This window comes from Streptacidiphilus sp. PB12-B1b (genome assembly GCF_014084125.1).
GTDB lineage: Bacteria > Actinomycetota > Actinomycetes > Streptomycetales > Streptomycetaceae > Streptacidiphilus.
On sequence record NZ_CP048405.1, the window covers coordinates 2424960 to 2448066 of the forward strand.

The 23107-nt window shown below is 73.5% G+C and carries 24 protein-coding genes and 1 pseudogene; 17 read left to right on the forward strand and 8 right to left on the reverse strand.

Annotation, left to right across the window (positions count from 1 at the left end; all coding sequences use genetic code 11):
* Positions 1–24 precede the first annotated feature (24 nt).
* The 9 genes from GXW83_RS10955 (at position 25) to GXW83_RS10995 (ending at position 9773) form a co-directional block, all read left to right on the forward strand.
* Complete coding sequence (locus GXW83_RS10955; RefSeq protein WP_304940953.1) at positions 25–1260, forward strand: hypothetical protein; 1236 nt, start codon at positions 25–27, stop codon at positions 1258–1260.
* Between the two features lie 73 nt (positions 1261–1333).
* Complete coding sequence (locus tag GXW83_RS10960; protein WP_225446896.1) at positions 1334–2701, forward strand: GAF domain-containing protein; 1368 nt, start codon at positions 1334–1336, stop codon at positions 2699–2701.
* Positions 2702–2746: 45 nt separating this feature from the next.
* Positions 2747–4270, forward strand: coding sequence for an aldehyde dehydrogenase family protein (locus GXW83_RS10965; protein ID WP_182442887.1), 1524 nt, complete (start codon positions 2747–2749; stop codon positions 4268–4270).
* A gap of 9 nt (positions 4271–4279) precedes the next feature.
* Complete coding sequence (locus tag GXW83_RS10970; RefSeq protein WP_182442888.1) at positions 4280–4702, forward strand: DUF779 domain-containing protein; 423 nt, start codon at positions 4280–4282, stop codon at positions 4700–4702.
* A gap of 99 nt (positions 4703–4801) precedes the next feature.
* Complete coding sequence (locus tag GXW83_RS10975; RefSeq protein ID WP_182442889.1) at positions 4802–5698, forward strand: oxygenase MpaB family protein; 897 nt, start codon at positions 4802–4804, stop codon at positions 5696–5698.
* A 201-nt stretch (positions 5699–5899) separates the two neighbouring features.
* The gene (locus GXW83_RS10980; RefSeq protein ID WP_182442890.1) at positions 5900–7447 is read left to right on the forward strand and encodes an APC family permease; all 1548 of its coding nucleotides are present in this window, start codon (positions 5900–5902) and stop codon (positions 7445–7447) included.
* A 127-nt stretch (positions 7448–7574) separates the two neighbouring features.
* Entirely contained in the window at positions 7575–8030 is a 456-nt protein-coding gene (locus GXW83_RS10985) for a MarR family winged helix-turn-helix transcriptional regulator (protein ID WP_182442891.1), read from the forward strand.
* The gene (locus tag GXW83_RS10990) at positions 8027–8914 is read left to right on the forward strand and encodes an ABC transporter ATP-binding protein (protein ID WP_182442892.1); all 888 of its coding nucleotides are present in this window, start codon (positions 8027–8029) and stop codon (positions 8912–8914) included. Before GXW83_RS10985 ends, GXW83_RS10990 begins: the two co-directional genes overlap by 4 nt.
* Positions 8874–9773 (forward strand): ABC transporter permease, encoded by a 900-nt coding sequence (locus tag GXW83_RS10995; RefSeq protein ID WP_182442893.1) that lies wholly within the window; start codon positions 8874–8876, stop codon positions 9771–9773. The genes GXW83_RS10990 and GXW83_RS10995 overlap by 41 nt, the downstream gene beginning before the upstream one ends.
* Positions 9774–9878: 105 nt before the next feature.
* Here the strand turns inward: GXW83_RS10995 and GXW83_RS11000 are convergent, their stop codons facing one another.
* Both GXW83_RS11000 and GXW83_RS11005 read right to left on the reverse strand, forming a co-directional pair.
* Positions 9879–10871, reverse strand: coding sequence for an LLM class flavin-dependent oxidoreductase (locus GXW83_RS11000; RefSeq protein ID WP_182442894.1), 993 nt, complete (start codon positions 10869–10871; stop codon positions 9879–9881).
* A 91-nt stretch (positions 10872–10962) separates the two neighbouring features.
* The gene (locus tag GXW83_RS11005; protein ID WP_182442895.1) at positions 10963–11442 is read right to left on the reverse strand and encodes an NUDIX domain-containing protein; all 480 of its coding nucleotides are present in this window, start codon (positions 11440–11442) and stop codon (positions 10963–10965) included.
* A 206-nt stretch (positions 11443–11648) separates the two neighbouring features.
* On the opposite strand from GXW83_RS11005, the gene GXW83_RS11010 reads away from it, so the two are divergent.
* Positions 11649–12734 (forward strand): S-(hydroxymethyl)mycothiol dehydrogenase, encoded by a 1086-nt coding sequence (locus GXW83_RS11010; RefSeq protein WP_182442896.1) that lies wholly within the window; start codon positions 11649–11651, stop codon positions 12732–12734.
* A complete protein-coding gene (locus GXW83_RS11015) occupies positions 12731–13363 on the forward strand; it encodes an MBL fold metallo-hydrolase (RefSeq protein WP_182442897.1) in 633 nt (210 codons plus the stop codon). The genes GXW83_RS11010 and GXW83_RS11015 overlap by 4 nt, the downstream gene beginning before the upstream one ends.
* Positions 13364–13576: 213 nt before the next feature.
* On the opposite strand, the pseudogene GXW83_RS33965 reads toward GXW83_RS11015, so the two are convergent.
* The 3 genes and pseudogenes from GXW83_RS33965 to GXW83_RS11030 form a co-directional block, all read right to left on the reverse strand.
* Positions 13577–13822: pseudogene (locus GXW83_RS33965) on the reverse strand (type B 50S ribosomal protein L31); the annotation flags it as partial.
* 57 nt (positions 13823–13879) lie between these two features.
* On the reverse strand, positions 13880–14200 hold the full coding sequence (locus GXW83_RS11025) for a GNAT family N-acetyltransferase (protein ID WP_225446897.1): 321 nt from the start codon (positions 14198–14200) through the stop codon (positions 13880–13882).
* A 139-nt stretch (positions 14201–14339) separates the two neighbouring features.
* The gene (locus GXW83_RS11030; RefSeq protein WP_182442900.1) at positions 14340–14825 is read right to left on the reverse strand and encodes a MarR family winged helix-turn-helix transcriptional regulator; all 486 of its coding nucleotides are present in this window, start codon (positions 14823–14825) and stop codon (positions 14340–14342) included.
* 103 nt (positions 14826–14928) lie between these two features.
* Between GXW83_RS11030 and GXW83_RS11035 the strand changes: the two genes are divergently transcribed.
* Both GXW83_RS11035 and mug read left to right on the forward strand, forming a co-directional pair.
* Positions 14929–15483, forward strand: coding sequence for a YceI family protein (locus tag GXW83_RS11035; protein ID WP_182442901.1), 555 nt, complete (start codon positions 14929–14931; stop codon positions 15481–15483).
* A gap of 41 nt (positions 15484–15524) precedes the next feature.
* Positions 15525–16100 carry a G/U mismatch-specific DNA glycosylase gene (mug, locus tag GXW83_RS11040; protein ID WP_182442902.1) on the forward strand — a complete coding sequence of 192 codons (576 nt, stop codon included), beginning with the start codon at positions 15525–15527 and terminating at the stop codon, positions 16098–16100.
* Here the strand turns inward: mug and GXW83_RS11045 are convergent.
* Complete coding sequence (locus tag GXW83_RS11045; RefSeq protein WP_182442903.1) at positions 16072–17511, reverse strand: DHA2 family efflux MFS transporter permease subunit; 1440 nt, start codon at positions 17509–17511, stop codon at positions 16072–16074. The two genes, mug and GXW83_RS11045, sit on opposite strands and share 29 nt — an antisense overlap.
* A gap of 165 nt (positions 17512–17676) precedes the next feature.
* Between GXW83_RS11045 and GXW83_RS11050 the strand changes: the two genes are divergently transcribed.
* Together GXW83_RS11050 and lgt are read left to right on the forward strand one after the other, a co-directional pair.
* On the forward strand, positions 17677–18144 hold the full coding sequence (locus tag GXW83_RS11050; protein ID WP_182442904.1) for a MarR family winged helix-turn-helix transcriptional regulator: 468 nt from the start codon (positions 17677–17679) through the stop codon (positions 18142–18144).
* Between the two features lie 204 nt (positions 18145–18348).
* Entirely contained in the window at positions 18349–19362 is a 1014-nt protein-coding gene (gene lgt / locus GXW83_RS11055) for a prolipoprotein diacylglyceryl transferase (protein ID WP_182442905.1), read from the forward strand.
* A gap of 24 nt (positions 19363–19386) precedes the next feature.
* On the opposite strand, the gene GXW83_RS11060 is transcribed toward lgt, so the two are convergent.
* On the reverse strand, positions 19387–20253 hold the full coding sequence (locus tag GXW83_RS11060; protein WP_182442906.1) for an EamA family transporter: 867 nt from the start codon (positions 20251–20253) through the stop codon (positions 19387–19389).
* Between the two features lie 110 nt (positions 20254–20363).
* On the opposite strand from GXW83_RS11060, the gene GXW83_RS11065 reads away from it, so the two are divergent.
* Together GXW83_RS11065 and GXW83_RS11070 are read left to right on the forward strand one after the other, a co-directional pair.
* Entirely contained in the window at positions 20364–20939 is a 576-nt protein-coding gene (locus GXW83_RS11065) for a helix-turn-helix domain-containing protein (RefSeq protein WP_182442907.1), read from the forward strand.
* A 128-nt stretch (positions 20940–21067) separates the two neighbouring features.
* Entirely contained in the window at positions 21068–22084 is a 1017-nt protein-coding gene (locus GXW83_RS11070; protein WP_182442908.1) for a DMT family transporter, read from the forward strand.
* Here the strand turns inward: GXW83_RS11070 and GXW83_RS11075 are convergent.
* On the reverse strand, positions 22077–22856 hold the full coding sequence (locus GXW83_RS11075) for a serine protease (RefSeq protein WP_225446898.1): 780 nt from the start codon (positions 22854–22856) through the stop codon (positions 22077–22079). The genes GXW83_RS11070 and GXW83_RS11075 overlap by 8 nt on opposite strands.
* Positions 22857–23107: the final 251 nt, after the last annotated feature.

Below are 23107 nucleotides of genomic sequence, written 5' to 3' on the forward strand. Positions count from 1 at the left end.
ACGGCGGCACGGAAGGAGCGGAGTATGGCCATGTCCTCGCGGCGTGCCTACCGCGCTCTGCTCGCGGCGCCGCGTCGGCCCTGGGAGGCCGACCCGGGCGCGGCGGACGGCCCCGCAACCGGCCCGCAGGCCGAGGGCCCGACACCGGCCGACCCCGCCGCGCGGCCCGAACCACCGGCCCGCCCCGGGGCGCAGCCACAGCCGCAGTCCCGGCCGGGCCCCCGGCCGCCGCGCCGCAGCCACCGGGCCGACCCGGATGTGGTCCTGGAGGGGCCGCCGCCCGGCGTCGGCCATCTGCGCTGGTACCGGACCAGGGTCCTGGACCGGCCGCTGGCGGTCCTGCTGCACCCGGAGCGCGGCATGGTCACCGTCGCCCTGGAGCTGCCCCCGGCGTCCGCCGCGCTGCTCGCCGACGTCCGGCCGTACGGTCCGGCGGCGGCCCCGGCGGCGGGGGCCGAGCAGCCCGGGCCCGCGCTGCGGCGGCTGCTCGACCGGCTGGCCCGCGCGGACGCGCCGCTGTCCCGGTTGCAGCTGCTCAGCAGCGCCCGCCCGCTCGGGCGGTCCGAACACGCCCACCTGGTCGCCGCCCTGCCGCTGACCCGCACGCTGGCCGCCGAGGCCGCGGCGGTGGACGACCGGCCCGGCGAGGGGCTGGCGCTGCTGGCCGGCCGGGCCACCCTGGACCTGTGCCGCCACCTCGCCGACTGCGACATATCCATCAGTGGATTTGTCGATACTCCTGGCCTGGCCGCGCTGATCCGCTCCCGCTACGACCCCGGCCAGGGCGGCGGCCCCCGGATCGCCGAGGGCTCCCCGTGGCCCGCCGAGATCGACGCCACCCACCACCGCCACCTGCGCACCAGCAGCGGCACCGGCGCGGCGGTCCAGGCCCAGGGCGGCCCGGCCGGCGGCTGGTACCACGCCACCGCCTGGGTCAAGTCCTGGCCGCGCGGCGCCGACGGCCTCGACCTGACCGCACCGCTGCGGCTGCCGCGCCTGCCGCTGCCGCGCGCCGTGGCGGTGGTCGTCGGCTGCGCGGCGGGCCAGGAGCCCACGGCGGCCGGGTACGTCACGGTCAGCGCCCGCACCCCGGCCGAGCTGCAGTCGGCCCGTGAGGAGCTGCGCCGGGCGCTGCCCGCCGACGCCCCGCTGCAACTGGAGTGGACCGACCGCGAGCACCACCTCGCCTTCACCCACACCCTGCCGCTGGCCACCGGCCTGGCCCCGGCCCCGCCGTCCGGCCCGGCCGGCCACTTCTGACGCCCGCACTGCCGTTGCGCCGGGCCCCCGGCGGCGACAGTATCGAGTGAGGCAGACACCGGAGGTGACGCCGATGCGCAACGGCTGGCTGGCGGAGGTCGGAGTGGACCCGCAGGCGCGGGCCCGCGAGATCGCCCGGGCGCACTCCGCGTTCGTGGCCACCCGCAGACTGCCCGCCGCCCCGGGCCTGCGGGAGGTCGTCGCCCAGTCGTGGCTGCGCTCCTCGGACGCCCAGGTCGGCCCGGACGCCGACCCGCCGGTCGCCCTGGCCGATGCCGAGCTGGCGGCCTACCGCGCCGCGCACCCGCTGGCCCGGGTCATCGGCGTGCTGCGGCAGCTGGTCGGCGCCGCCGCCGGGGACGGCGACCACCTGATGGCCGTCGCCGACGCCGACGGCCGCCTGCTGTGGGTCGAGGGCGGCCGGGCCGCCCGGGCCCGCGCGGCCCGGATGAGCTTCGTGGAGGGCGCGCTCTGGGACGAGGCCCACGCCGGGACCAACGCCCCCGGCACCGCCCTGGCCCTCGACCACGAGGTGCAGATCTTCGCGTCCGAGCACTTCCGCCCGCAGGTCCAGGCATGGACCTGCGCCGCCGCGCCCATCCACGACCCGGCCACCGGGCGGATCCTCGGCGTGGTCGACGTCACCGGCGGCGACACCGTCGCCAGCCCGTACAGCCTGGCGCTGGTCCGGGCAGCGGCCCAGGCCGCCGAGAGCCACCTGTGGCTGCCGCGCGCACAGGGCACCGCCGCGCTGCTGGCCCTGGGGCGTGGCGAGGGCCTGCTGCGGCTCCCGGTGCCGGTCCAGGGGCCTTCGCAGGTACGGGAGTTGCGGCTGAGCAGGCGGCACGCCGAGATCCTGACCATGCTGATCCTGCATCAGAACGGCTTGACCGGAGAGCAGTTGGCCGACCTGCTGTACCAGGACCAGACCTGCTCCACCACGTTGCGGGTCGAGCTGTCCCGACTGCGCGGCATCGTCGGCGAGTTGCTGGCCTCCCGGCCCTACCGGCTGACCCGGGAGGTCGGCGCCGACTTCCTGGACGTCGCCGCCGCGCTGCGCCGGGGCGATCTGGCCGCCGCCGTCACGGCCTACACCGGCCCGCTGCTGCCCAGTTCCGAGGCGCCCGGTGTGTGCGCCCAGCGCCAGTGGTTGGACACCCAGCTCCGCGCCGCCGCACTCAGCTGCTCCGATCCGGCGCCGGTACGGGCCTGGGCCGAGCGCGGCGGCTTCGGCGACCTCCAGGTGTGGGAGCGGCTGGCGCTGATCGCGCCCCGGCAGTCCCCGGACCGGGCTGTGGCCGCCGCCCGGGCACGGCAACTGCGCTCCGAGTACGGCCTGCTGGCGCCCGAACCACCACCTGCGCAGCCGCCCGGCTACGCTCCGTCCGCGGTGCAACCTTTGTGCAACGTGACCGGAACTAGCCTGCGGACCATCTCCTGACCGTCCAACGGAGGGCGGCAGTCGAGACCGACGGAGGTCACCACCATGGCCCGATACGCCGCACCGGGCGAGCCCGGCGCGAAGATGGCCTACCAGGCACGCTACGACCACTGGATCGGCGGCGAGTACGTGGCCCCCGCGCAGGGCCGCTACTTCGAGAACCCGGCCCCGGCCACCGGCCAGACGTTCTGCGAGGTCGCCCGGGGCACCGCCGAGGACGTCGAGCGCGCCCTGGACGCCGCCCACGCCGCCGCCCCCGCCTGGGGCCGCACCTCGGCCGCCGACCGCGCCAACGTCCTGAACCGGATCGCCGACCGGATGGAGGCCAACCTGGAGGCCCTCGCCGTTGCCGAGAGCTGGGAGAACGGCAAGCCCATCCGGGAGACCCTGGCCGCCGACATCCCGTTGGCCATCGACCACTTCCGCTACTTCGCCGGTGCGATCCGGGCCCAGGAGGGCTCGCTGTCGGAGATCGACGAGGACACCGTCGCCTACCACTTCCACGAGCCCCTGGGCGTGGTCGCCCAGATCATCCCGTGGAACTTCCCGATCCTGATGGCGACCTGGAAGCTCGCGCCCGCCCTGGCCGCGGGCAACGCCGTGGTGCTGAAGCCCGCCGAGCAGACCCCGGCCTCGATCCACTACTGGCTGAGCCTGGTCGCCGACCTGCTGCCGCCCGGCGTCGTCAACGTCGTCAACGGCTTCGGCGTCGAGGCGGGCAAGCCGCTGGCCTCCAGCGCCCGGGTCGCCAAGGTCGCGTTCACCGGCGAGACCACGACCGGGCGGCTGATCATGCAGTACGCCAGCGAGAACATCAAGCCGGTCACCCTGGAGCTCGGTGGCAAGAGCCCGAACATCTTCTTCGACGACGTCAGCTCCGCCCGCGACGACTTCCTCGACAAGGCCCTCGAAGGCTTCACCATGTTCGCCCTCAACCAGGGCGAGGTCTGCACCTGTCCGTCGCGCGCGCTGATCCAGGAGGGCCACTACAGCGACTTCCTCGGCGCGGCCGTCGAGCGCACCCGGCAGATCGTCCAGGGCCACCCGCTGGACACCACCACCATGATCGGCGCGCAGGCGTCCAACGACCAGTTGGAGAAGATCCTCTCCTACCTGGACATCGGCCAGCAGGAGGGCGCCAAGATCCTCATCGGCGGTGAGCGCGCGGATCTGCCCGGCGAGCTGGCCGGCGGCTACTACGTCGAGCCGACCGTCTTCGAGGGCACCAACGCCATGCGGATCTTCCAGGAGGAGATCTTCGGCCCGGTCGTGTCGGTGGCGCCGTTCGCCACCTACGACGACGCCATCCGCATCGCCAACGACACCCTGTACGGGCTGGGCGCGGGCGTGTGGACCCGGGACGCCGCCACCGCCTACCGCGCGGGCCGGGCGATCCAGGCCGGACGCGTCTGGACCAACTGCTACCACGCCTACCCGGCGCACGCGGCCTTCGGCGGCTACAAGGGCTCCGGCATCGGCCGGGAGAACCACAAGATGATGCTCGACCACTACCAGCAGACCAAGAACCTGCTGGTCAGCTACTCGCCCAAGAAGCTCGGCTTCTTCTAGGCCACGACGATGGACACCTCCGAGGTCTCCCGGGTCGCGGTCACCGACGCCGCCGCCGACGTACTGCGCACCCTGTACGCGGCCAACGGCCCGCTGATGTTCCACCAGTCGGGCGGCTGCTGCGACGGCAGCTCGCCCATGTGCTACGTCGAGGGGGAGTTCCGGACCGGCGCCTCCGACGTGCGGCTCGCCGCGCTGAGGATCGACGGCGTCCCGGAGCCGGTGACCTTCTGGATGTCCAAGGCGCAGTTCGCGCTCTGGCGCCACACCCACCTGACGGTGGACGTGGTGCCGGGGCGCGGCGGCGGCTTCTCGCTGGAGGCCCCCGAGGGCGTGCGCTTCCTGATCCGCTCCCGGCTGCTCACCGACGCCGAGGCGACCACCCTGGACGCCCGGGACGCCGGTACCGCCCTGGACGCCCTCGATCCCTGACCCGCCGCGCACGAGCGCCGCCGGGTGCGCCGGATCCGCGTAGGGTCGGATGCGGCGCGCACCGGCGGCGCCCGACGACGGGCGGAGGGAGCAGCGGGGATGGCTGGGGGAGTGCGCTCGCGGATCCGCAGGCGGGTCAACGCCACCGTGCACGGCGACGGCATCGACCTCTCCCGCTACGACCACCCGCCGGGCGACCGGGGCCTGTTCGGTCCCGACAGCGTCGTCTGGCGGGTGCACGGCGACCTCCCCGGCATGGTCACCGGCGGCATCGCCGCCCTGCTGCTGCAGTCGCTGCACCCGCTGGCCATCGCCGGCGTCGACCAGCACTCGGACTTCCGCAGCGACCCGCTGGGCCGACTGCACCGCACGGCCGGATTCGTCTCGGTCACCAGCTTCGGCTCGACCGAGGCGGCGGAGTCGGCGCTGGCCCGGGTGCGCCGGATCCACACGGTGGTGCGCGGCACCGCCCCGGACGGCCGCCGGTACGCGGCGGACGATCCGGAGCTGCTGCGCTGGGTCCATGTCGCCGAGTCCTGTTGCTTCCTGGCGGGCCACCAGCGCTACGGCCGGGCGCCGCTGACGTCGGCCCAGTGCGACGACTACCTCCGCGAGGCGGCCGTCGTCGCCGAGCGGCTGGGCGCCACCCGGGTGCCCGGTTCGCTCGCCGAGGTCCGCGCCTACCTGGCCGCCGTCCGGCCCGAGCTGGTCCGCTCGGAGGCGGCCGCCGAGGCGGTGCGCTTCCTGCACGGGTTCACCGGCGCGGGCGGCGACCCGGCCGAGCGGGCCGCGATCCGGCTGCTCACCAACGGCGCCGCCGACCTGCTGCCCGCGTGGGCGGCCGGAATGCTGGGCGTGCGCCGCCCGGCCCCGGTACAACTGCTGCTGGACCGCCCGGCGGTGCGGCTCCTCGGCGCGGCCATCCGCTACGGCTGCGAGCCCTCGGCGATCACCGCCACGGCCGCCGCCCGGGTCCGGGCCCGCCCGGCGTCCTGACCACAGGTGCGGGCGGGACGCGTGGGCCACTCGGCGGTTCCGGTGCACCCGTGCGCATCCCGCAGCGCCCTGCCTCTGCCGGATGGCGGCCATCCGGGCCTACCATCCGTTCACTGACCTGGTCCAGAAATCAAGATGCCAGGCCGGCGCCGCGCTCTGCCGTCCGCGCCCCGGTCCGACCGCGAAAGGCACTGGTCCACGATGAGCTCACCGCTCGACCCGCTCCCCTCCGTCACCACCTCCGGCTCGGGTGCCGGGGAGAAGGGCCTGAAGAGCAACGCGCTCGGTCTGTTCTCCTCGGTCGCCATCGGGCTCGCCTCCACCGCGCCCGCCTACAGCCTCGCCGCGACCCTCGGCCTGATCGTCGCCGGAGTGGGCCTGCAGGCGCCGATCATCACCATCCTGGCGTTCATCCCGATGCTGCTGATCGCCTACGCGTACAAGGAACTGAACGAGATCGACCCGGACTGCGGCACCACCTTCGCCTGGGGGGCGCGCGCCTTCGGGCCGCGCACCGGGTGGATGGGCGGCTGGGGCATCATCATCGCGGACGTGATCGTGATGGCCAACCTGGCGCAGATCGCCGGCGCCTACGGCTTCCAGCTGTTCGGCTTCCCGGGGCTGGCCGGCAGCACCCTGTGGACCACGGTCGCGGGCGTCATCTGGATCGTGGTGATGACGGCGATCTGCTACGTCGGCATCGAGGTCTCGGCGGCGCTGCAGCGCTGGCTGCTGTGCGTCGAGGTGTTCATGCTGGCGGTGTTCTCGATCACCGCCCTGGTCAAGGCGTACTCGGGCAACGCCCCGGCGGGCTCGCTGCACATCGCCGGCTCCTGGTTCAACCCCTTCGACGTCGGCTCGGCCGGCGCCTTCACCTCGGGCATCCTGGCGGCCGTGTTCATCTACTGGGGCTGGGACACCGCCGTCTCGGTCAACGAGGAGACCGAGGACAAGGAGACCACGCCCGGGCGCGCCGCCGTCATCTCCACCGTGCTGCTGCTGATCATCTACGCGCTGGTGTCCACCTCGGCGCAGGCGTTCGCCGGGGTCGGCACCAAGGGCATCGGCCTGGCCAACCCCAACAACTCCGGGGACGTCCTCTCCGGCCTGGGCAGCGCGGTCTTCGGCACCCACGGCTTCGGCTACTTCGAGGCCAAGCTGCTGATCTTCATGGTGCTGACCTCCTCGGCGGCCTCCACCCAGACGACCATCCTGCCCACCGCCCGCACCAGCTTCTCGATGGCCGTGCACAAGGCCATCCCGGCCAAGTTCGGCGAGGTGCACCGCAGGTTCCTCACCCCGACCTGGTCCACCGTGGCCATGGGCCTGGTCTCGATCGCCTTCTACGTGCTGCTGGTCAAGGTCAGCAGCAACGTGCTCTCCGACTCCATCTCCTCGGTCGGCCTGGGCATCGCCTTCTACTACGGGCTGACCGGCTTCTGCTGCGTCTGGTACTTCCGCAAGGTGCTCACCCGCAGCGCCAAGGACCTCTGGCTCAAGGGCATCCTGCCGGGCCTCGGCGGCCTGATGCTGCTGTACTTCTTCTGCTACGCGGCCTTCGACGTCTACGCCGACCCCAACTACGGCTTCACCTCGGTGAACCTGCCGATCGTCGGCGACACCGGCGGGGTGACCGTCATCGGCGTCGGCTCGCTGGTGCTGGGTCTGGTGCTGATGCTCATCCAGTGGGCGGTGCAGGGCTCCTGGTTCCGCAACCCCGACATCCAGGTGAGCGCCGCCGAGCGCTGACCCCGCGCCGGACCCGCGCCGACCCCGCCGTTCCCGCGCCGAACCGATCCGGGCGCACGCCGCTGCGTGCGCCCGGATTCGTGCGCCCTCTGGACAGTTAGCTCTTATCAAGAGTTAAAATTACGGTATGGCTGAGGCTGAACTGCCTGATGATCTCGGTGAGCTGCTGGTCGGCATCCACCGGGTGGTCCGCCGCAGGCTGCGGCAGGATCTGGACGGCCCGCGGCTGCGCGGCGCGCAGGTGGAGCTGATGCGGCTGGTCGCGGCCCGCCCCGGGATCGGGGTGTCCGCCGCGGCCAAGGAGCTGCACCTGGCCGGGAATTCGGTCTCCACGCTGGTCAACCAGCTGGTCGCGGCCGGTCTGCTGGTGCGCCGGACGGATCCGCAGGACCGCCGGGCCGTGAATCTGACGGTCACCCCGGCCGCCGCCGAGCGGCTGGTCGACTGGGACGCCCGCCGCAGCGAACTGGTGCGGCGACAGGTCGCCGGGCTGTCCGAGCAGGACCGGGCGGCCATCGCCGGGGCCGTTCCCGCACTGCGCAGGCTCGCCGAGAGCCTGCACGAAGAGTTGGAGGGGGCATGACCACAGACCAGTCCACCGCCGTACAGCCGTCCGGCGTCGACCCGGGGAGCGCCTCACCGCAGGACGCCGCCGTGCAGTGCACCGGCCTGGAGTACGCCTTCGGCGACACCCGGGCCGTCGACCGGCTCGACCTGACCGTGCGCACCGGGGAGATCTTCGGCCTGCTCGGCCCCAACGGCGCGGGCAAGACCACCGCCATCCGGGCCATCACCACGCTGCTGCCGGTCCCGGTCGGCATGATCAAGGTGTTCGGGGCCGACGTCGCCGAGGACAAGATGTCCGTCCGCCGACTCCTCGGCTACGTCCCGCAGCAGCTCTCCGCCGACTCCGGCCTCACCGGCCGGGAGAACGTCGCGTTGTTCGCCCGGGTGTACGACGTGCCCCGCCGGGAGCGCGCGGCCCGGGTCGCCGAGGCGCTGGAGGCGGTCGCCCTGACCGACGCCGCCGACCGGCTCGCCGGAACCTTCTCCGGCGGCATGGTCCGCCGCCTGGAGCTGGCACAGGCCCTGGTCAGCGCGCCCCGACTGCTGATCCTGGACGAGCCCACCATCGGCCTGGACCCGATCGCCCGCACCAGCGTCTGGGACCGCATCAGCGAGATCAAGGACGCCACTGGAATGACCGTCCTGGTCACCACCCACTACATGGAGGAGGCCGAGCTGTACTGCGACCGGGTGGCGCTGATGCACCGCGGCCGCGTCCGCGCCCTGGGCACCCCGGACCAGCTCAAGGCCGACCTGCCCGGGGAGTCCACGGCTCCCACCCTGGAGGACGTCTTCCGCCACTACGCGGGCAGCGACCTCCAGGGCGCCGACGGCCAGTCCGATGGAGAGGATTTCCGCGATGTCCGCCGTACCCGCAACACCGCGAACCGTGTCCGCTGAGGCCGCCGCCGCCGCCGTCGGACCGGCCGCCGCGACCCGCCCCGGCTCCGCTCCGGCGCTGACCCTGCTGCTCACCCCGCCCCGGGCGCGGACCGGCTGGCGGGTCGTCCCGGCCCGGGTCGGCGCGATGTGCATCGTGGAGCTGCAGAAGCTGCGCCACGACCGCACCGAGCTGTACACCCGGGCGATCCAGCCTGCCCTGTGGCTGCTGATCTACGGGGAGACCTTCACCCGGCTGCATGCGATACCCACCGGCGGCATCCCCTACCTGGACTTCCTCGCCCCGGGGATCATCGCCCAGTCGGCCATGTTCATCGCCATCTTCTACGGCATCATGATCATCTGGGAGCGGGACGCCGGCGTCCTCACCAAGCTGCTGGTCACCCCCACCCCCAGGGCCGCGCTGATCACCGGCAAGGCGTTCGCCGCCGGGGTCAAGGCCACCATCCAGGCGGTGGTGGTGGTCGTCATCGCCGCGATCCTCGGCGTCGGCCTCACCTGGAACCCGCTCAAGCTGATCGCGGTCGCCCTGGTCGTCATCCTCGGCGGGGCCTTCTTCTCCTGCCTGTCGATGACCATCGCCGGGATCGTGCTCACCCGCGACCGGCTGATGGGCATAGGCCAGGCGATCACGATGCCGTTGTTCTTCAGCTCCAGCGCGCTCTACCCGGTCAGCGTCATGCCCGGCTGGCTGCAGGCCATCAGCAAGTGCAACCCGCTCAGCTACCAGGTGGACGCCCTGCGCGGGCTGCTGCTGGGCACCCCGGCGCACCTGGGGACGGACTTCGCGGTGCTGGCCGGTGCGGCGCTGCTGGGCATCCTGGCCGCCTCCGCGCTGCTGGGCCGACTGGCCAAGTAGCCGCCGCCGGAAGCGAGCCGCCGGAAGCGAGCCGCCGGAAGCGAGCCGCCGGAAGCGAGCCGCCGGAGGGGAGGCGCCGGGCGGCCGCCGCCGTCCGTGCGGCCGCTACCGCGGGGCGAGCCGGGGGAGGACCGCGTCGGCGAACAGCCGCAGGCTCTCCCAGCCCGCCTCCACCGGCATCCCGCCGCACAGCGGGTGCAGCAGCAGGCTGCCGAGCGGCCCCGCCTGCCGGGCCTCCTCCAGGCACTGATCCGGGGTCAGGCAGCTGTAGATCCCCTCGGCGCGCAGCTCGGCGGGGGTCCGTGCGGCCGAGCGGACCACCGACTCCACCGCCGACGTCTGCCAGCCCGCGTACGTCCGGGCCTCGTGCAGGAAGTGCTCGCCGTAGCGCTCCCAGGCCTTCTCCGGGTCCTCGGTGCAGTGGATCATCCGGGTCCGCTCGGGCGGCAGCAGCGCGAAGCCGTCCCGCAGGCCCGCCGCCGCAGCCAGCTCGTCGTAGTAGCCGACCAGCTCCGGCAGGTGGGCGGCGACGAACAGCGGCAGGCCCAGCCGGACCGCCCGCCGCGCGGCGACCCGCGAGGAGCCGCCGACCATCAGCGCCGGATGCGGCCGGGTGAGCGGCGGCGGGGTGATCCGCACCGTCCGCCCCCGGTACGCGAAGGGCTCCCCGGTCCACGCCGCCAGCAGCGCGGCCAGCACCTCGTCCTGGGCCCGGCCGCGCTCCGACCACTCCCGGCCGAGCAGCGCGTACTCCTCGGGCCTGTAGCCGATCCCGGCGACCACGGTCAGCCGACCGCCGCCGAGGTGGTCCAGTACGGCCAGATCCTCGGCCAGCCGCAGCGGATCGTACAGCGGGGTGATGACCGCGCAGAGCATCACCGCGATCCGCCTGGTCGCGCCGAACAGCGCCCCGGCGGTGATCAGCGGCGAGGGGCTCCAGCCGTCGTCGGCGCCGTGGTGCTCCTCCAGGCTGATCAGGTCGAAGCCCCGGGCGTCCGCGAAGGCGGCCATCTCCACCGTGGCCCGGTAGCGGGCGGCGATCCCGTCCCGGTCAAGCCCGGGCGCGACCTGGTTGAACCGCAGCGTCGTCACCGTCACCGGGACACCTCCAGCTGACGCACCGTCATCTACGGTCAGGGGTACCACGCCTGACCGGCATCCGGAAGTGCCGTGCCGCCCGCGCGGGCGGTCAGCGCTGGAGCTGCGGGGCGGCGAACCAGGTGGGCTCGTCGGCCAGCGCCCGGCGGATCCGGGTCAGCGAGTGCTCGGTGAGCTCCGGCAGGTCGTCCGTGGCGAACCAGCCGACCTCCAGCGACTCGTCGTCGTTGACCCTGGCCTCGCCGCCCACCGCCCGGCAGCGCAGCGTGATGTCCATGAACTGGCAGTGGTCGCCGTTGGGGTAGGTCATCGGGGCCAGCGCCTCGACCATCACCACCCGCTCGGCGACGCAGCGCACCGCGGTCTCCTCGAAGACCTCGCGCACCGCGGTCTCGGCGGGCTGCTCGCCCGGCTCCGGGATGCCCGCCAGGGTCGCCCAGCGCCCGGTGTCGGCCCGCCGCCCCAGCAGGACCTCGCCCCGGTCGTTGAGGACGATGGCGCTCACCCCGGGCAGCCAGAGCAGCTGCTGCCCGGCGGCGGCGCGGAGGCGGGTGATGAACTCGGGTGTCATGCGGTCCACCCTAATCGCGTCGCACGGCCCGCCCCGGTCCGCCGCGAGCCCGCGCGAGCGGGGATCGGACGCACCAGTGCGGCCGGGAACGTCGTGATCCACAGCCGGATCGGGCAGAGTGGGAGCAGCGGACGGCGGGGCCATCCTGGCGGCCCTGCCGTCCGCGCCCGGACACAAGCGTCCCGGACAGACGAGGGAGAGCAGCCATGGCCCAGCGAGTACGCGGTGTGATCGCGCCCGGCAGGGGCGAGCCGGTCCGGATCGAGACGGTCCTGGTGCCCGACCCGGGCCCCGGCGAGGCCGTGGTCCGGGTGCAGGCGTGCGGCGTCTGCCACACCGACCTGCACTACCGCGAGGGCGGCATCAACGACGACTTCCCGTTCCTGCTCGGGCACGAGGCCGCCGGGGTCGTTGAGTCCGTCGGCCCGGACGTCACCGAGGTCGCCCCCGGCGACTTCGTCGTCCTCAACTGGCGCGCGGTCTGCGGCCAGTGCCGGGCCTGTCGGCGCGGACGCCCGCAGTACTGCTTCAGCACCCACAACGCCACCCAGAAAATGACCCTGGAGGACGGCACCGAGCTGTCCCCGGCGCTCGGCATCGGCGCCTTCGCGGACAAGACCCTGGTCGCCGCCGGGCAGTGCACCAAGGTCGACCCCGCCGCCTCCCCGGCCGCCGCCGGGCTGCTCGGCTGCGGCGTGATGGCCGGGCTCGGCGCGGCCGTCAACACCGGCGGCGTCTCGCGCGGCGACAGCGTCGCCGTCATCGGCTGCGGCGGCGTGGGCAACGCCGCCGTCATGGGCTCGCGGCTGGCGGGCGCGTCCCGGATCATCGCCGTCGACGTGGACGACCGCAAGCTGGCCACGGCGCTGCGGCTGGGCGCCACCCACACCGTCAACTCCCGCACCGACGACCCGGTCGAGGCGGTCCGGGCGCTCACCGGCGGCCACGGCGCGGACGTCGTCATCGAGGCCGTCGGCCGCCCGGAGACCTACAAGCAGGCGTTCTACGCCCGCGACCTGGCCGGGACGGTGGTGCTGGTGGGCGTGCCCACCCCGGAGATGACCCTGGAGCTGCCGCTGCTGGACGTCTTCGGCCGCGGCGGCGCGCTCAAGTCGTCCTGGTACGGCGACTGCCTGCCCTCCCGCGACTTCCCGACCCTGATCGACCTGTACCTGCAGGGCCGGCTCGACCTGGACGCCTTCGTCTCCGAAACCATCCCGCTGGACGGCGTCGAGGAGGCGTTCGCCCGCATGCACAAGGGCGAGGTGCTGCGCTCGGTGGTGGTGCTGTGACCTCCGCGCGGATCGAGCACCTGGTCACCTCGGGCGTCTTCGAGCTGGACGGCGGCAGCTGGGAGGTGGACAACAACGTCTGGATCATCGGCGACGACACCGAGGCGGTGGTCATCGACGCCGCCCACGACGCTCCGGCCATCGCCGCGGCGGTCGGCTCCCGCCGGCTGACCGCGATCGTCTGCACCCACGCCCACAACGACCACATCGACGCCGCCCCGGCCCTGGCCGAGCTGACCGGCGCGCCGGTGCTGCTGCACCCCGACGACCTGCCGCTGTGGAAGCAGACCCACCCGCACCGCGAGCCGGACGGCCCGCTGGCCGCCGGGGCGCGGATCGAAGCGGCCGGGGTCGCGCTCACCGTGCTGCACACCCCCGGCCACAGCCCCGGCGCGGTCTGCCTGTACGCGCCCGAGCTGGGGGCGCTGTTCTCCGGCGACACCCTGTTCCGGGGCGGGCCGGGAGCGACCGGGCGCTCCTACTCGGACTTCCCGACGATCATCGACTCCCTCCGCGACCGGCTGCTCACCCTCCCGGGCTCCACGGTCGTCCACACCGGGCACGGGGAGTCCACCACCATCGGCGCGGAGGCCCCGCACCTGGCCGAGTGGATCGCCCGCGGGCACTGAACGGACGCGGAGGCGTCAGGGCAGCTGCTTCTCCACGGCGATCCTGCCCTCCGCGGCCAGCCGCCGCCGGGCCCACTCCAGGTTGGCCGGGTTCAGGTCGCGTCCGCTGGCGAGCACCAGGTCCTCGGCGGACACCTCCCCCTCCGCGCCGGTGTGCAGGACCGCGTCCGGGGTGACCTCGTCCGGCCCGGGGGTGCGCACCAGGTGCTGGTCGTCCGCCCCGCCGTAGCGGCGCTGGAACTTGGCGATCTCGCCCTCGGGGTCGACCTGCCGGGCCCGGCCGGTGTGGAACGGGTGGCTCTCCGCGGAGATCTCCACGTCCACCAGCGGGTAGGTCTTCCCGTCGTCCCACTCGATCGTGCGGTCGCTGGCCGCGGTGGACCGGGTCAGGAAGGCGTAGCCGGCGGAACGGTCCCGGAAGACCACCGGGCGGTAGTCGGGATTGGTGTCCTGTGCCATGGGATGCTCCTCGGTCTCCGTGTTCCGTGTGTGCCCGTTCCGGGTGCGCCCGCCGGGTCAGTCGGCGGCCTGGGCCTCCGCCTGGGCCTCCGCCGAGCCGAGGAGGCCCCGGTACTCGGGGTGCCGCTCGATCCAGCCCGCGTAGAACGGGCAGGAGGCGACGACCGTCGCCCCCGCCGCGCGGGCCTCGTCCAGGGAGGCCCGGGCCAGGGCCCCGGCAACACCGCGGCCCTCGAACCGCGGGTCCACCTCGGTGTGCGTGAAGGCGATGGCCCCCGGCGCGCGGAGGTACTCGGCGAACCCGGCCAGGGTCTCCCCGAACCGGGCCTCGTAGCGGTGGGAGGCGGGTACGTCGGACACCTCGGGCGGCTGGCTCACGGGTTCGCTCCGGATCCGTCGGTGGGCGGCAGGGCACGCCTGCCCGGACTGCTCCAGCATTAACCGCCTTGGCGTAACGCGCGACCCCGCCGGTACCGGCCGGGTGACGCGCCCGCGGCGCACCGGCCCCGGGCGGCGCTCAGTCGACCGGCTCCTCCTCCAGCTGCCGCAGCACCTCCTCGGACAGCCCCGCCAGCGCCGCCACCTGCTCCGGGGTGATGGCGTCGAAGACCAGCCGGCGGACCGTCCGCACGTGCCGGGGCGCGGCGGTGCGGATCGCCGCCCGGCCCGCCGGGGTGATCGCCACGAAGGAGCCGCGCCGGTCGTTGGCGCACTCCTCGCGGACGATCAGCTCCCGCTTCACCATCCGGGCCAGGTGGTGCGACATCCGGCTCTTCTCCCAGCGCAGCGCCCTGGCCAGCTCCAGCACCCTGATCCGGCCGCCGGGTATGTCGGTGAGCTGCACCAGGACGTCGAAGTCGGCCAGCGACAGGTCGGAGTCGGTCTGCAGCTCACGCCCCAGCCGGGCCATCAGCTGCGTGTGCATCCGCAGGAAGGAGCGCCAGGCCTGCGCCTCGGTGTCGTCGAGCCAGGCGGTGTCGGTGCTGGTGTCGGGGCTGCTCATCGGACCATTCTAGCTACATTGGTTGACGTGTCATCGAATCACGCTACGCTGTAGGTGAAGGTTCAACTAACTAGCAGCGAGCCCTACCGCCGAGGAGTCGTCCATGACCACCGCCATCACCCCCGACCTGTCCGGCAGCTACACCATCGACCCCGCCCACTCCACCATCGGCTTCGTCGCCCGCCACGCCATGGTCACCAAGGTGCGCGGCTCGTTCAAGGACGTCAGCGGCACCGTCACGGTCGACGCCCAGGACCCGGCCAAGTCCTCCGCCCAGGTGACCATCCAGGTCGCCAGCATCGACACCCGCAACCCGGACCGCGACGGCCACCTGCGCACCAACGACTTCCTCGACGCCGCCACCTACCCCACCATCACCTTCGCCTCCACCGCCGCCGAGCTGCGCGGCGAGAACAGCGTCACGCTGACCGGCGACCTCACCATCAAGGGCGTCACCAAGTCGATCGCCATCGACTTCGACTACCAGGGCGCGGCCACCGACCCCTTCGGCAACCACCGCCTGGGCTTCGAGGGCACGCACACCATCAGCCGCGCGGACTACGGCATCACCTGGAACGCGCCGCTGGAGACCGGCGGCGTGCTGGTCGGCGACAAGATCGTGCTGGAGTTCGACCTCTCGCTGGTCAAGAGCGCCTGACACCGGCCCCGGGGCACGGACGGCCCTGGCAGACTGGGCGGGTGCACTCCAAGCCCCCGGCCGGCCCGGCCGTCCCCTTCCGGCCCAACGCCGAGCAACTGGCCCTGGCCCACGGCACCACCATCGCGGACGTCGTCGGGCCGGGGCTGCACGTCCTGTTCTGCGGCATCAACCCGGGGCTGTGGTCGGGCGCCACCGGCCACCACTTCGCCCGCCCCGGCAACCGCTTCTGGCCCGCCCTGCACCGCTCCGGCTTCACGCCCCGCCAGTTCCGGCCCGACGAGCAGGACCAGCTGCCCGCCCTCGGCCTGGGCATCACCAACGTCGTCGCCCGCGCCTCCGCCAGGGCCGACGAGCTGACCGCCGACGAGTACCGCACCGGCGGCCAGGAGCTGGCCGAGCGCGTCGCCCGGCTGCGGCCCCGGGCGCTGGCCGTGCTGGGCATCGGCGCCTACCGCTCCGCCTTCGCCCGCCCCCGCGCCACGGTCGGCCGCCAGCCCGAGGACCTGAACGGCACCCAGGTCTGGGTCCTCCCCAACCCCAGCGGCCTCAACGCCCACTACACCCTCGACGGCATCGCAGCCGAGTTCAGGAAGCTGCGCCTGGCGGTGGGGTGACCGCTTGTGGCTCGCTGGCGCGCTGCTCCGGCAGGTCCGCCGCGGCGTTCGGTTCCGGTTCGCCCAGGGCGGCTCGACGGGCTGCGGCGTCCGGCATGGTGAGGCTGAACAGGGCCGCAGCCAGGGCGATCAACGCCAGCCCACGATAGGCGTCCTGATAGGCCGCCAGTTGCGGTGGGGCGCCGGCCGGGCGGTTGCTCTCCAGTACCAGCAGGGTGGCCACGACGGCCGGGGCGAGCGCGCCGGCGGTCTGCCGGACGACCGTGTTGAGCGTCGAGGCGTGCCCGACGTCGGCCCGGTCCACCGTGCTCAGCGATGCCACCGTGGTCGGCATGAACACCCCGCCCATGCTCACGCCCAGCAGGAACATGTACAGCCGGATGGTCCACAGGCTGGTGTGCAGACCGCAGCCGGACAGCAGCAACAGGACCACCGCGACCCCGCCCATGCCGGCCGCGATGATCAGGCGCGGCCCGACCCTGGCGTACAGCGCCCCGGCCACCTGGACGGTCAGCACCACGCCGAACGCCTCGGTGAAGGTGCTGGTGCCGGAGGCCAGCGCGCTCCGGCCCTGGGCCTCCTGGATGAACAGCGGCCCCAGGAACATGGCGCCCATGATCGCCACCAAGCCCACCAGGCAGATCAGGTTGGTGTCGCGGAACAGCCGGTCGGCGAACAGCCGCAGCCGCAGCACCGGTTCACGGGTCCGCAGCTGCACCGCGGTCGCGGCGGCCAGCAGCGCCACCCCGCCCGCCAGCGCCGCGTCCACCGCCGGTGCGGACCAACCCTGCTGCGCGCCCTCGCACACCCCGTACATCAGCGAGGCCAGCCCGGCGGCGGACAGCACCAGCCCGGGGACGTCCAGCCGATCGGGTTCGTGGTCCCGGTGCGGGGTCAGGAAGAGCAGGCCGAAGAGCGTGGCCGCGGCCCCGACCGGCAGGTTGACGTAGAACACCCAGCGCCAGGAGAAGCTGGTGACCAGGATGCCGCCGAGGATGGGCGCCAGGGCCGGGGCCACCTGCTGCGGAAAGATCATCAGCCGGCCCGCGCGGACCCGCTCGCTGGCCGAGAAGGTGCGGAACAGCATGGTGCTGCCGACCGGCAGCAGCAGCCCCCCGGCGCAGCCCTGGAGCGCCCGGTAGGCGACCAGCTGGCCGAGGCCGTCGGCGGAGCCGCAGAGCGCCGAGGCCAGGGTGAACAGGGCGAGGGCCAGCAGCAGCACCCGCTTGCCGCCGAAGCGGTCGCCCAGCCAGGCGGAGGCGGGCATGGTCATCCCGACGCACACCGGATAGACCACCACCACGCTGTCCAGACCGGTCGGGGCGAGGTGGAACTGACTGCCGATCGAGGGCAGGGCGACGGTGGTGATCGCGCCGTCGACTATGGAGAGGAAGATGGTCGAAGCCACCATGACGGGCACAACAGTGCGTTGGCTGAGGCGGTGGGGCACGGGCTCGGTCCAGAGGTGTGGCAGGGCATCATGAGGACGCGTCGGACCGGTTCACGCCGTCGGCCGACATATAGTGAGCATACTCATTATGATGCGCCTCACAATATGTGGAACGAGGATCGGTGCATGGCAGCTCCCGGGAGCAGCGACATCCTGGTGGACGAGCTCTTCGCCACCACTCACCGCCTGCAGACCTATGTGAACGCCCGGCTGCGCGTCCACGGAGCCTCGGTGGCGCGGCTGCGGGCCCTGCGGATGCTCGCCTCCTCTGCCGAGCCGCTGCGCATGCGCGACCTCAGCGAGATGCTGGGCGTCGCCGCCCGCACCACCACCGCACTGGTCGACTCCCTGGAGCGTGACGGCCTGGTCGAGCGGGTCCGCCACCCGGAGGACCGCCGGGCCTTCCTGCTGAGCCTCACCCCGCTGGGCAGGACCAGGCACACCGAGGCCGAGGAGGTCGACCGCCAGGCGCTGGCCACCGCGACCGGTCGGCTGGCCCCGGCCGAGCGGGCCCGGCTGCGGGAGCTGCTGGCGCTGATCCGCGACACCGTCGCCGAGGCGCCGCAGGCACCGCAGGGCCCGCCCGACGCCTGAGCCCGCCCGACCACGGCTCAGGCCGCGCCGCCCGTCCGCCGCTCACGCCGCCGCCCCGGGCGGGGTCAGGCCCGCGCCGCACGGCTGTCAACGGGTATCCACAGGGTTCGCGGGATGGCGGCCCGGGAGAACCGCCGTTGTAGTCTTGGCCGCGCATACGCGGGTGGAACAGCCCGCCCGTTCGCAAGGGAAACGGCCCGCCTGATGGAACTCGCGTACATCCCCAGCCCCTCCCAGGGCGTCTGGCACATCGGTCCGATCCCGATCCGCGCCTACGCGCTGTGCATCCTCGCGGGCATCGCCGCCGCCCTCTGGCTGACCCGCCGCCGGTGGGTGAAGCTCGGCGGCAATCCGGACGACGTCCTGGACATCGCCCTGTGGGCGGTCCCCTTCGGCATCGTCGGCGGGCGGCTGTACCACGTCATCACCGACCCGGAGCTGTACTTCAAGGCCGGTGAGCAGCCCATCCGGGCGCTGTACATCTGGGACGGCGGCCTCGGCATCTGGGGCGCTGTGGCCCTGGGCGCGGTCGGCGCCTGGATCGGCTGCCGCCGCAAGGGCGTGCCGCTGTCCGGCTTCGCCGACGCGCTCGCCCCGGGGCTGATCCTGGCCCAGGCCATCGGCCGCTGGGGCAACTACTTCAACCAGGAGCTGTACGGCGACCCGACCAAGCTGCCCTGGGGCCTGCTGATCGACCCGGCGCACCGCCCCCCGGCCACCCCCAGCCTGGGCGTCTACCAGCCGACCTTCCTGTACGAGTCGATCTGGGACATCGGCTGCTGCCTGCTGCTGCTGTGGGCCGACCGCCGCTGGAGCATGCACTCGGCCCGGCTGTTCGCCCTCTACGCCGCCGCCTACACGGCCGGCCGCGGCTGGATCGAGGCGCTGCGGGACGACCACGCCAACCGCTTCCTCGGGCTTCGGCTCAACGACTGGACCTCGCTGGTGGTCTTCCTGGTGGCGGTGGCCTTCCTCATCGCCACCCGCAACAAGCCCGCCCCGGAGAACCCGATCGGGCGGTCGCGGATCACCGATCCGGACGCCGCCGCCCCGGTCGACGCCGAAGCCGACTCCGATGCGGCCGTCACCGCCGCCGAGCCCCGGGAGGCCTCCGGCCCCGACGCCGCCGAGGGCGGCGGTCAGGGGCCCGGCGGCCAGAAGGACGCCCCGCGCAGGGACCGCAAGGACGACCAGGAGGACGCCGAGCTGCAGGCCTGAGCGCGGGCGCGCCGCCGCCCCCGCTCAGCGGGCCGCCAGTAGGATCGCCCCGGCCAGGGCGAGCCCGGAGCCGGCGGCCTGCACCGGCCGCAGTCGCTCGCCTATCAGGAACCGCGCGGACAGTGCGGTGACCACCGGGTACAGCGAGGCGAGCACGGCGGCGACCGCCACCGAGCCGGACTGGCTCGACAGCACGAACGCGCCGTTCGCCGAGACGTCGCCGATGCCCACGGCCGCCAGCCCGGCGAAGGTCCGCCGACCGGCCCCGGCGAGGTCCGCGAGCCGGTACGCCTCCGGCTCGCGGCGGGCGGCCCGCAGCAGCGCGCCGCCGCCCACGGCCAGGTTGCACGCCCGCTGCACCAGCAGGGCGAGCAGCAGCCCGGACGCGCCGGTGGACGCCTGGGACATCAGCGCCATGACGGTGCCGAAGCCGAAGGCCGCGACCAAGGTCAGCAGCACCGACGTCCGCTGCACCGGGGCGCCGCGCAGCTGCGGTCCGCCCGCCAGCACCACCCCGACCGCGGCCACCGCGATCCCGGCCGCCTGCAGCAGCCCCGGCCGCTCGCCCATGGCCAGGCCGACGCCGACCGGCACCACCACGCCCACGGTGGCCAGCGGCGAGACGACGCCCATCGGGCCGAGGGCGAGCGCCCGGTAGAAGGCGATCATCGCCACGGTGCCGACGACTCCCGCTGCCGCTGCGTACAGCAGCCGGGCCGAGCCGGTGTCGAATCCGCCGGTGGCGGCCACCGCGACCAGCAGCGCCGCCGCCGCGGCGGCCTGCGAGGCGACCACGACGACCAGGGCGGGCAGCCGACGGGTGAGCAGGCCGCCGCCGAAGTCGGAGATGCCCCACAGGGCGCTGCTGACCAGGGCGAACAGGGCAGTCATGGACGGAGCCTCGCAGTACAGTGGAGTGCATTGCTGGTACACCCCACTGTAGTTCATTCTGATGAACTTACTAGTTCATGATGATGAACCCTGCCTCCTCTGGACGGTCCATGCCCGACCTCGACCTGGTCGCCCAGGCCCTCGCGCGCAATGTGCGACAGTTCCGCACCGAACGCGCCCTGACCCTGGACGCCCTGGCCGCCCGGGCCGGGGTGAGCCGGGGCATGCTCATCCAGATCGAACAGGCGCGCACCAATCCCAGCGTCGGCACGGTCGTCCGGGTCGCGGACGCGCTCGGGGTCAGTTTGGCCCGGCTGCTCGACTACGACCAGGGCCCGGTCGTCCGGCTGGTGCCGCAGGAGGAGGCGGTGACGCTCTGGTCCACGCCGCAGGGCAGCGCCGCCGTCCTGCTGGCCGGGGTGGAGTCGCCGGGGCCGCTGGAGCTCTGGCACTGGTCCATCCGGCCCGGTGAGGGGCACGACTCCGACGCCCACCCGGCCGGGGCGACCGAGATCGTCCGGGTGGACGCGGGGGAGCTGCTGCTGGTGGTCGACGGCGTCGAGCACTCCGTGCCGGCCGGCACCACGGTCACCTACGACGCCGCCCGGCCGCACGGCTACCGCAATCCGGGCACGGAGACCGCCCGGCTCACCATGGTGGTCTCCGTCCCGCTGCCGCCCGGCTGAGCGGGCGCGACGCGTCCGCCGCCGCCCGCATCCGATCCCACGCACTGTCGGAGGCGGCCGGTAGCATCGCGGTGACGGACGCAGGGTAGGGAGGAGCCGACGACAGGGGGGTGACCAGCACAATGAGCATGACAGCCGTACTGTCGGTGGTCTTCGCGGTGTGCGCCGCGGTGAGCAACGCGCTCGGGACGGTCCTGCAGCGCCGGGCCGCACTGATCGTGCCGCAGTCCAACGGCTTCCGGCTGCGGCTGATGCTGGATCTGCTGCGCACCCCGGTCTGGTTCGGCGGCATACTCGGCGTCATCTTCGCCGCGGTGTTCCAGGCGCTGGCCCTGACCACCGGCCCGCTGGCGGTGGTGCAGCCGATCTTCGTGCTGGAGCTGCCGTTCGCCCTGCTGATCTCCGGGGTGGTGTTCCACAAGCGGATGCCGCGCCGGGGCTGGCTCTCGGTGGCCGCCATCGTCGTCGGCCTGGGCACCGCGCTGTTCGCGGCCTCCCCGCGCGGCGGGGACCTCCAGCCCTCCATGGCGCTGTGGGTGCTGGCGGTCGCCAGCTGTGGCGGTGCCATGGTGCTGCTGGCCCTGGCGGCGCTGCGCCGCCCGGTGGGCTCGGCCCGCGCCGTCTGCCTGGGCACGGCCGCCGCCATCGGCTACGCGCTGACGGCGGCGCTGATGAAGTCCGCCACCGACACCCTGGACCACCAGGGCGTCGCCGCCTTCTTCGAGTCCTGGCAGACCTACGGCTTCGCCGTGGTCGGCGTCTGCGCGCTGTTCCTGCTGGAGAACGCCATGCAGGCCGGGCCGCTGGTGGCCTCGCAGCCCGCACTCACCCTCGGCGACGCGCTGATCAGCCTCTCGCTCGGGGTCACCCTCTACAACGAGTCGGTGCGGACCGGCTGGTGGCTGCTGCCGCAGGTTTTTGGCGCGGGCCTGGTGCTGCTGGGGGCCGTGGGCCTGTCCCACCTCGACGCCGTCCGCCGCGGCGGCGAGGCGGCCGGGGAGGATGACCCCGAGCCGATATCCCCGGCCTCCTTAGCCCCGACGGCAGCGCAGACGGAAGCCCCGACGGCCGACGTGCCCCCGACGGCCGAGGCAGCGCAGGCCCCGGGCCCCGCTCTGCCGGCCCTGTCGGACGAGGTCAGCTGACCAGGGTGACGGCCTGCTGGTAGAGGCTGCCCACACTGTCGTCGAAGTAGACGCTGTACGAGACGTCCGGGGTGTAGCCGCCCTGTTCGAAGCCGCCGATGACGCCGAGGACCGTACCCGATCCGTGCGCGCCCGGGATCACCCAGGGGCTGCCGCTGGTGCCGTCGGTGTAGGAGGCGCAGGTGATGTGCATCTGCGTGGAGCCGTAGGGGGCGGTGTAGTTGTCGCAGGTGATGGGCGCACTGGCGCTGTCCGGGTAGCCGGTGAGGGTCACCATCTGCGAGGGGGACTGGTTCACGCCCAGCCTGTTGCCGCCGACGACCTGCTGGATCGCCTTGCCGTGCAGCGGGGCGAGCACCGCGAAGGCCACGTCGTAGTCCGGGTCGGTGTTGGCCGTCCAGTTGGCGTTCTCGACCGCGCGCAGCACCTTCCAGACCCCGTACGGCGCGGAGCCGTTGCGGTAGCCGGGGACGAACACGGTGCCGGACGGATCGCCGGACAGGCAGTGCGCCGCGGTGACGATCAGGTCCCCGGCCGGGCTGTCCACCACGCTCGCGGTGCAGTAGTGCCCGCTGCCGATGCCGGCGCCGAACAGCGCCCCGATCCGGGCCGTGGCCGGGGAGGCCGCGGCCGTCCCGGAGCTGCCCAGCCCCACCGGGTCCAGCGCCACCGCGGTCGAGCTGCCGACCGACATGACGATCAGCCAGGCCAGGACGGTCAGCGTCCACCGGGCGGTGGCGGCCCAGGCGGCGGGCGGTCGCGGAGTTCTCACCCCTGGAGTCTGTGCACGGGCCATGGGATCCCGATGGGAGCCGTCTGAGAAGACGCTGAATTTCCCGGGGGAGGCAAGAGCCAAGGGGTCCTCCAGCGGGGCTGCGTCCGGAATCGGCACAGGAACAAGGGCAGGCAGGAAGGTCACGACATCGCCACGGGGGCGGGATGACGCCATCGTGCCCTGTCGTTATCCCACGTCACAAGTGTCCCGGGGAAGAAATACGGGGCGGGTCGGGCGTATCGGCCCCG

Bases quoted from the DNA above. Each gene is read 5' to 3' on its own strand.
- GXW83_RS10955 (WP_304940953.1), top strand. From the start codon at position 25: ATGGCCATGTCCTCGCGGCGTGCCTACCGCGCTCTGCTCGCGGCGCCG.
- GXW83_RS10960 (WP_225446896.1), top strand. From the start codon at position 1,334: ATGCGCAACGGCTGGCTGGCGGAGGTCGGAGTGGACCCGCAGGCGCGG.
- GXW83_RS10965 (WP_182442887.1), top strand. From the start codon at position 2,747: ATGGCCCGATACGCCGCACCGGGCGAGCCCGGCGCGAAGATGGCCTAC.
- GXW83_RS10970 (WP_182442888.1), top strand. From the start codon at position 4,280: ATGGACACCTCCGAGGTCTCCCGGGTCGCGGTCACCGACGCCGCCGCC.
- GXW83_RS10975 (WP_182442889.1), top strand. From the start codon at position 4,802: ATGGCTGGGGGAGTGCGCTCGCGGATCCGCAGGCGGGTCAACGCCACC.
- GXW83_RS10980 (WP_182442890.1), top strand. From the start codon at position 5,900: ATGAGCTCACCGCTCGACCCGCTCCCCTCCGTCACCACCTCCGGCTCG.
- GXW83_RS10985 (WP_182442891.1), top strand. From the start codon at position 7,575: ATGGCTGAGGCTGAACTGCCTGATGATCTCGGTGAGCTGCTGGTCGGC.
- GXW83_RS10990 (WP_182442892.1), top strand. From the start codon at position 8,027: ATGACCACAGACCAGTCCACCGCCGTACAGCCGTCCGGCGTCGACCCG.
- GXW83_RS10995 (WP_182442893.1), top strand. From the start codon at position 8,874: ATGTCCGCCGTACCCGCAACACCGCGAACCGTGTCCGCTGAGGCCGCC.
- GXW83_RS11005 (WP_182442895.1), bottom strand. From the start codon at position 11,442: ATGACACCCGAGTTCATCACCCGCCTCCGCGCCGCCGCCGGGCAGCAG.
- GXW83_RS11010 (WP_182442896.1), top strand. From the start codon at position 11,649: ATGGCCCAGCGAGTACGCGGTGTGATCGCGCCCGGCAGGGGCGAGCCG.
- GXW83_RS11030 (WP_182442900.1), bottom strand. From the start codon at position 14,825: ATGAGCAGCCCCGACACCAGCACCGACACCGCCTGGCTCGACGACACC.
- GXW83_RS11035 (WP_182442901.1), top strand. From the start codon at position 14,929: ATGACCACCGCCATCACCCCCGACCTGTCCGGCAGCTACACCATCGAC.
- GXW83_RS11045 (WP_182442903.1), bottom strand. From the start codon at position 17,511: ATGGTGGCTTCGACCATCTTCCTCTCCATAGTCGACGGCGCGATCACC.
- GXW83_RS11050 (WP_182442904.1), top strand. From the start codon at position 17,677: ATGGCAGCTCCCGGGAGCAGCGACATCCTGGTGGACGAGCTCTTCGCC.
- lgt (WP_182442905.1), top strand. From the start codon at position 18,349: ATGGAACTCGCGTACATCCCCAGCCCCTCCCAGGGCGTCTGGCACATC.
- GXW83_RS11060 (WP_182442906.1), bottom strand. From the start codon at position 20,253: ATGACTGCCCTGTTCGCCCTGGTCAGCAGCGCCCTGTGGGGCATCTCC.
- GXW83_RS11065 (WP_182442907.1), top strand. From the start codon at position 20,364: ATGCCCGACCTCGACCTGGTCGCCCAGGCCCTCGCGCGCAATGTGCGA.
- GXW83_RS11070 (WP_182442908.1), top strand. From the start codon at position 21,068: ATGACAGCCGTACTGTCGGTGGTCTTCGCGGTGTGCGCCGCGGTGAGC.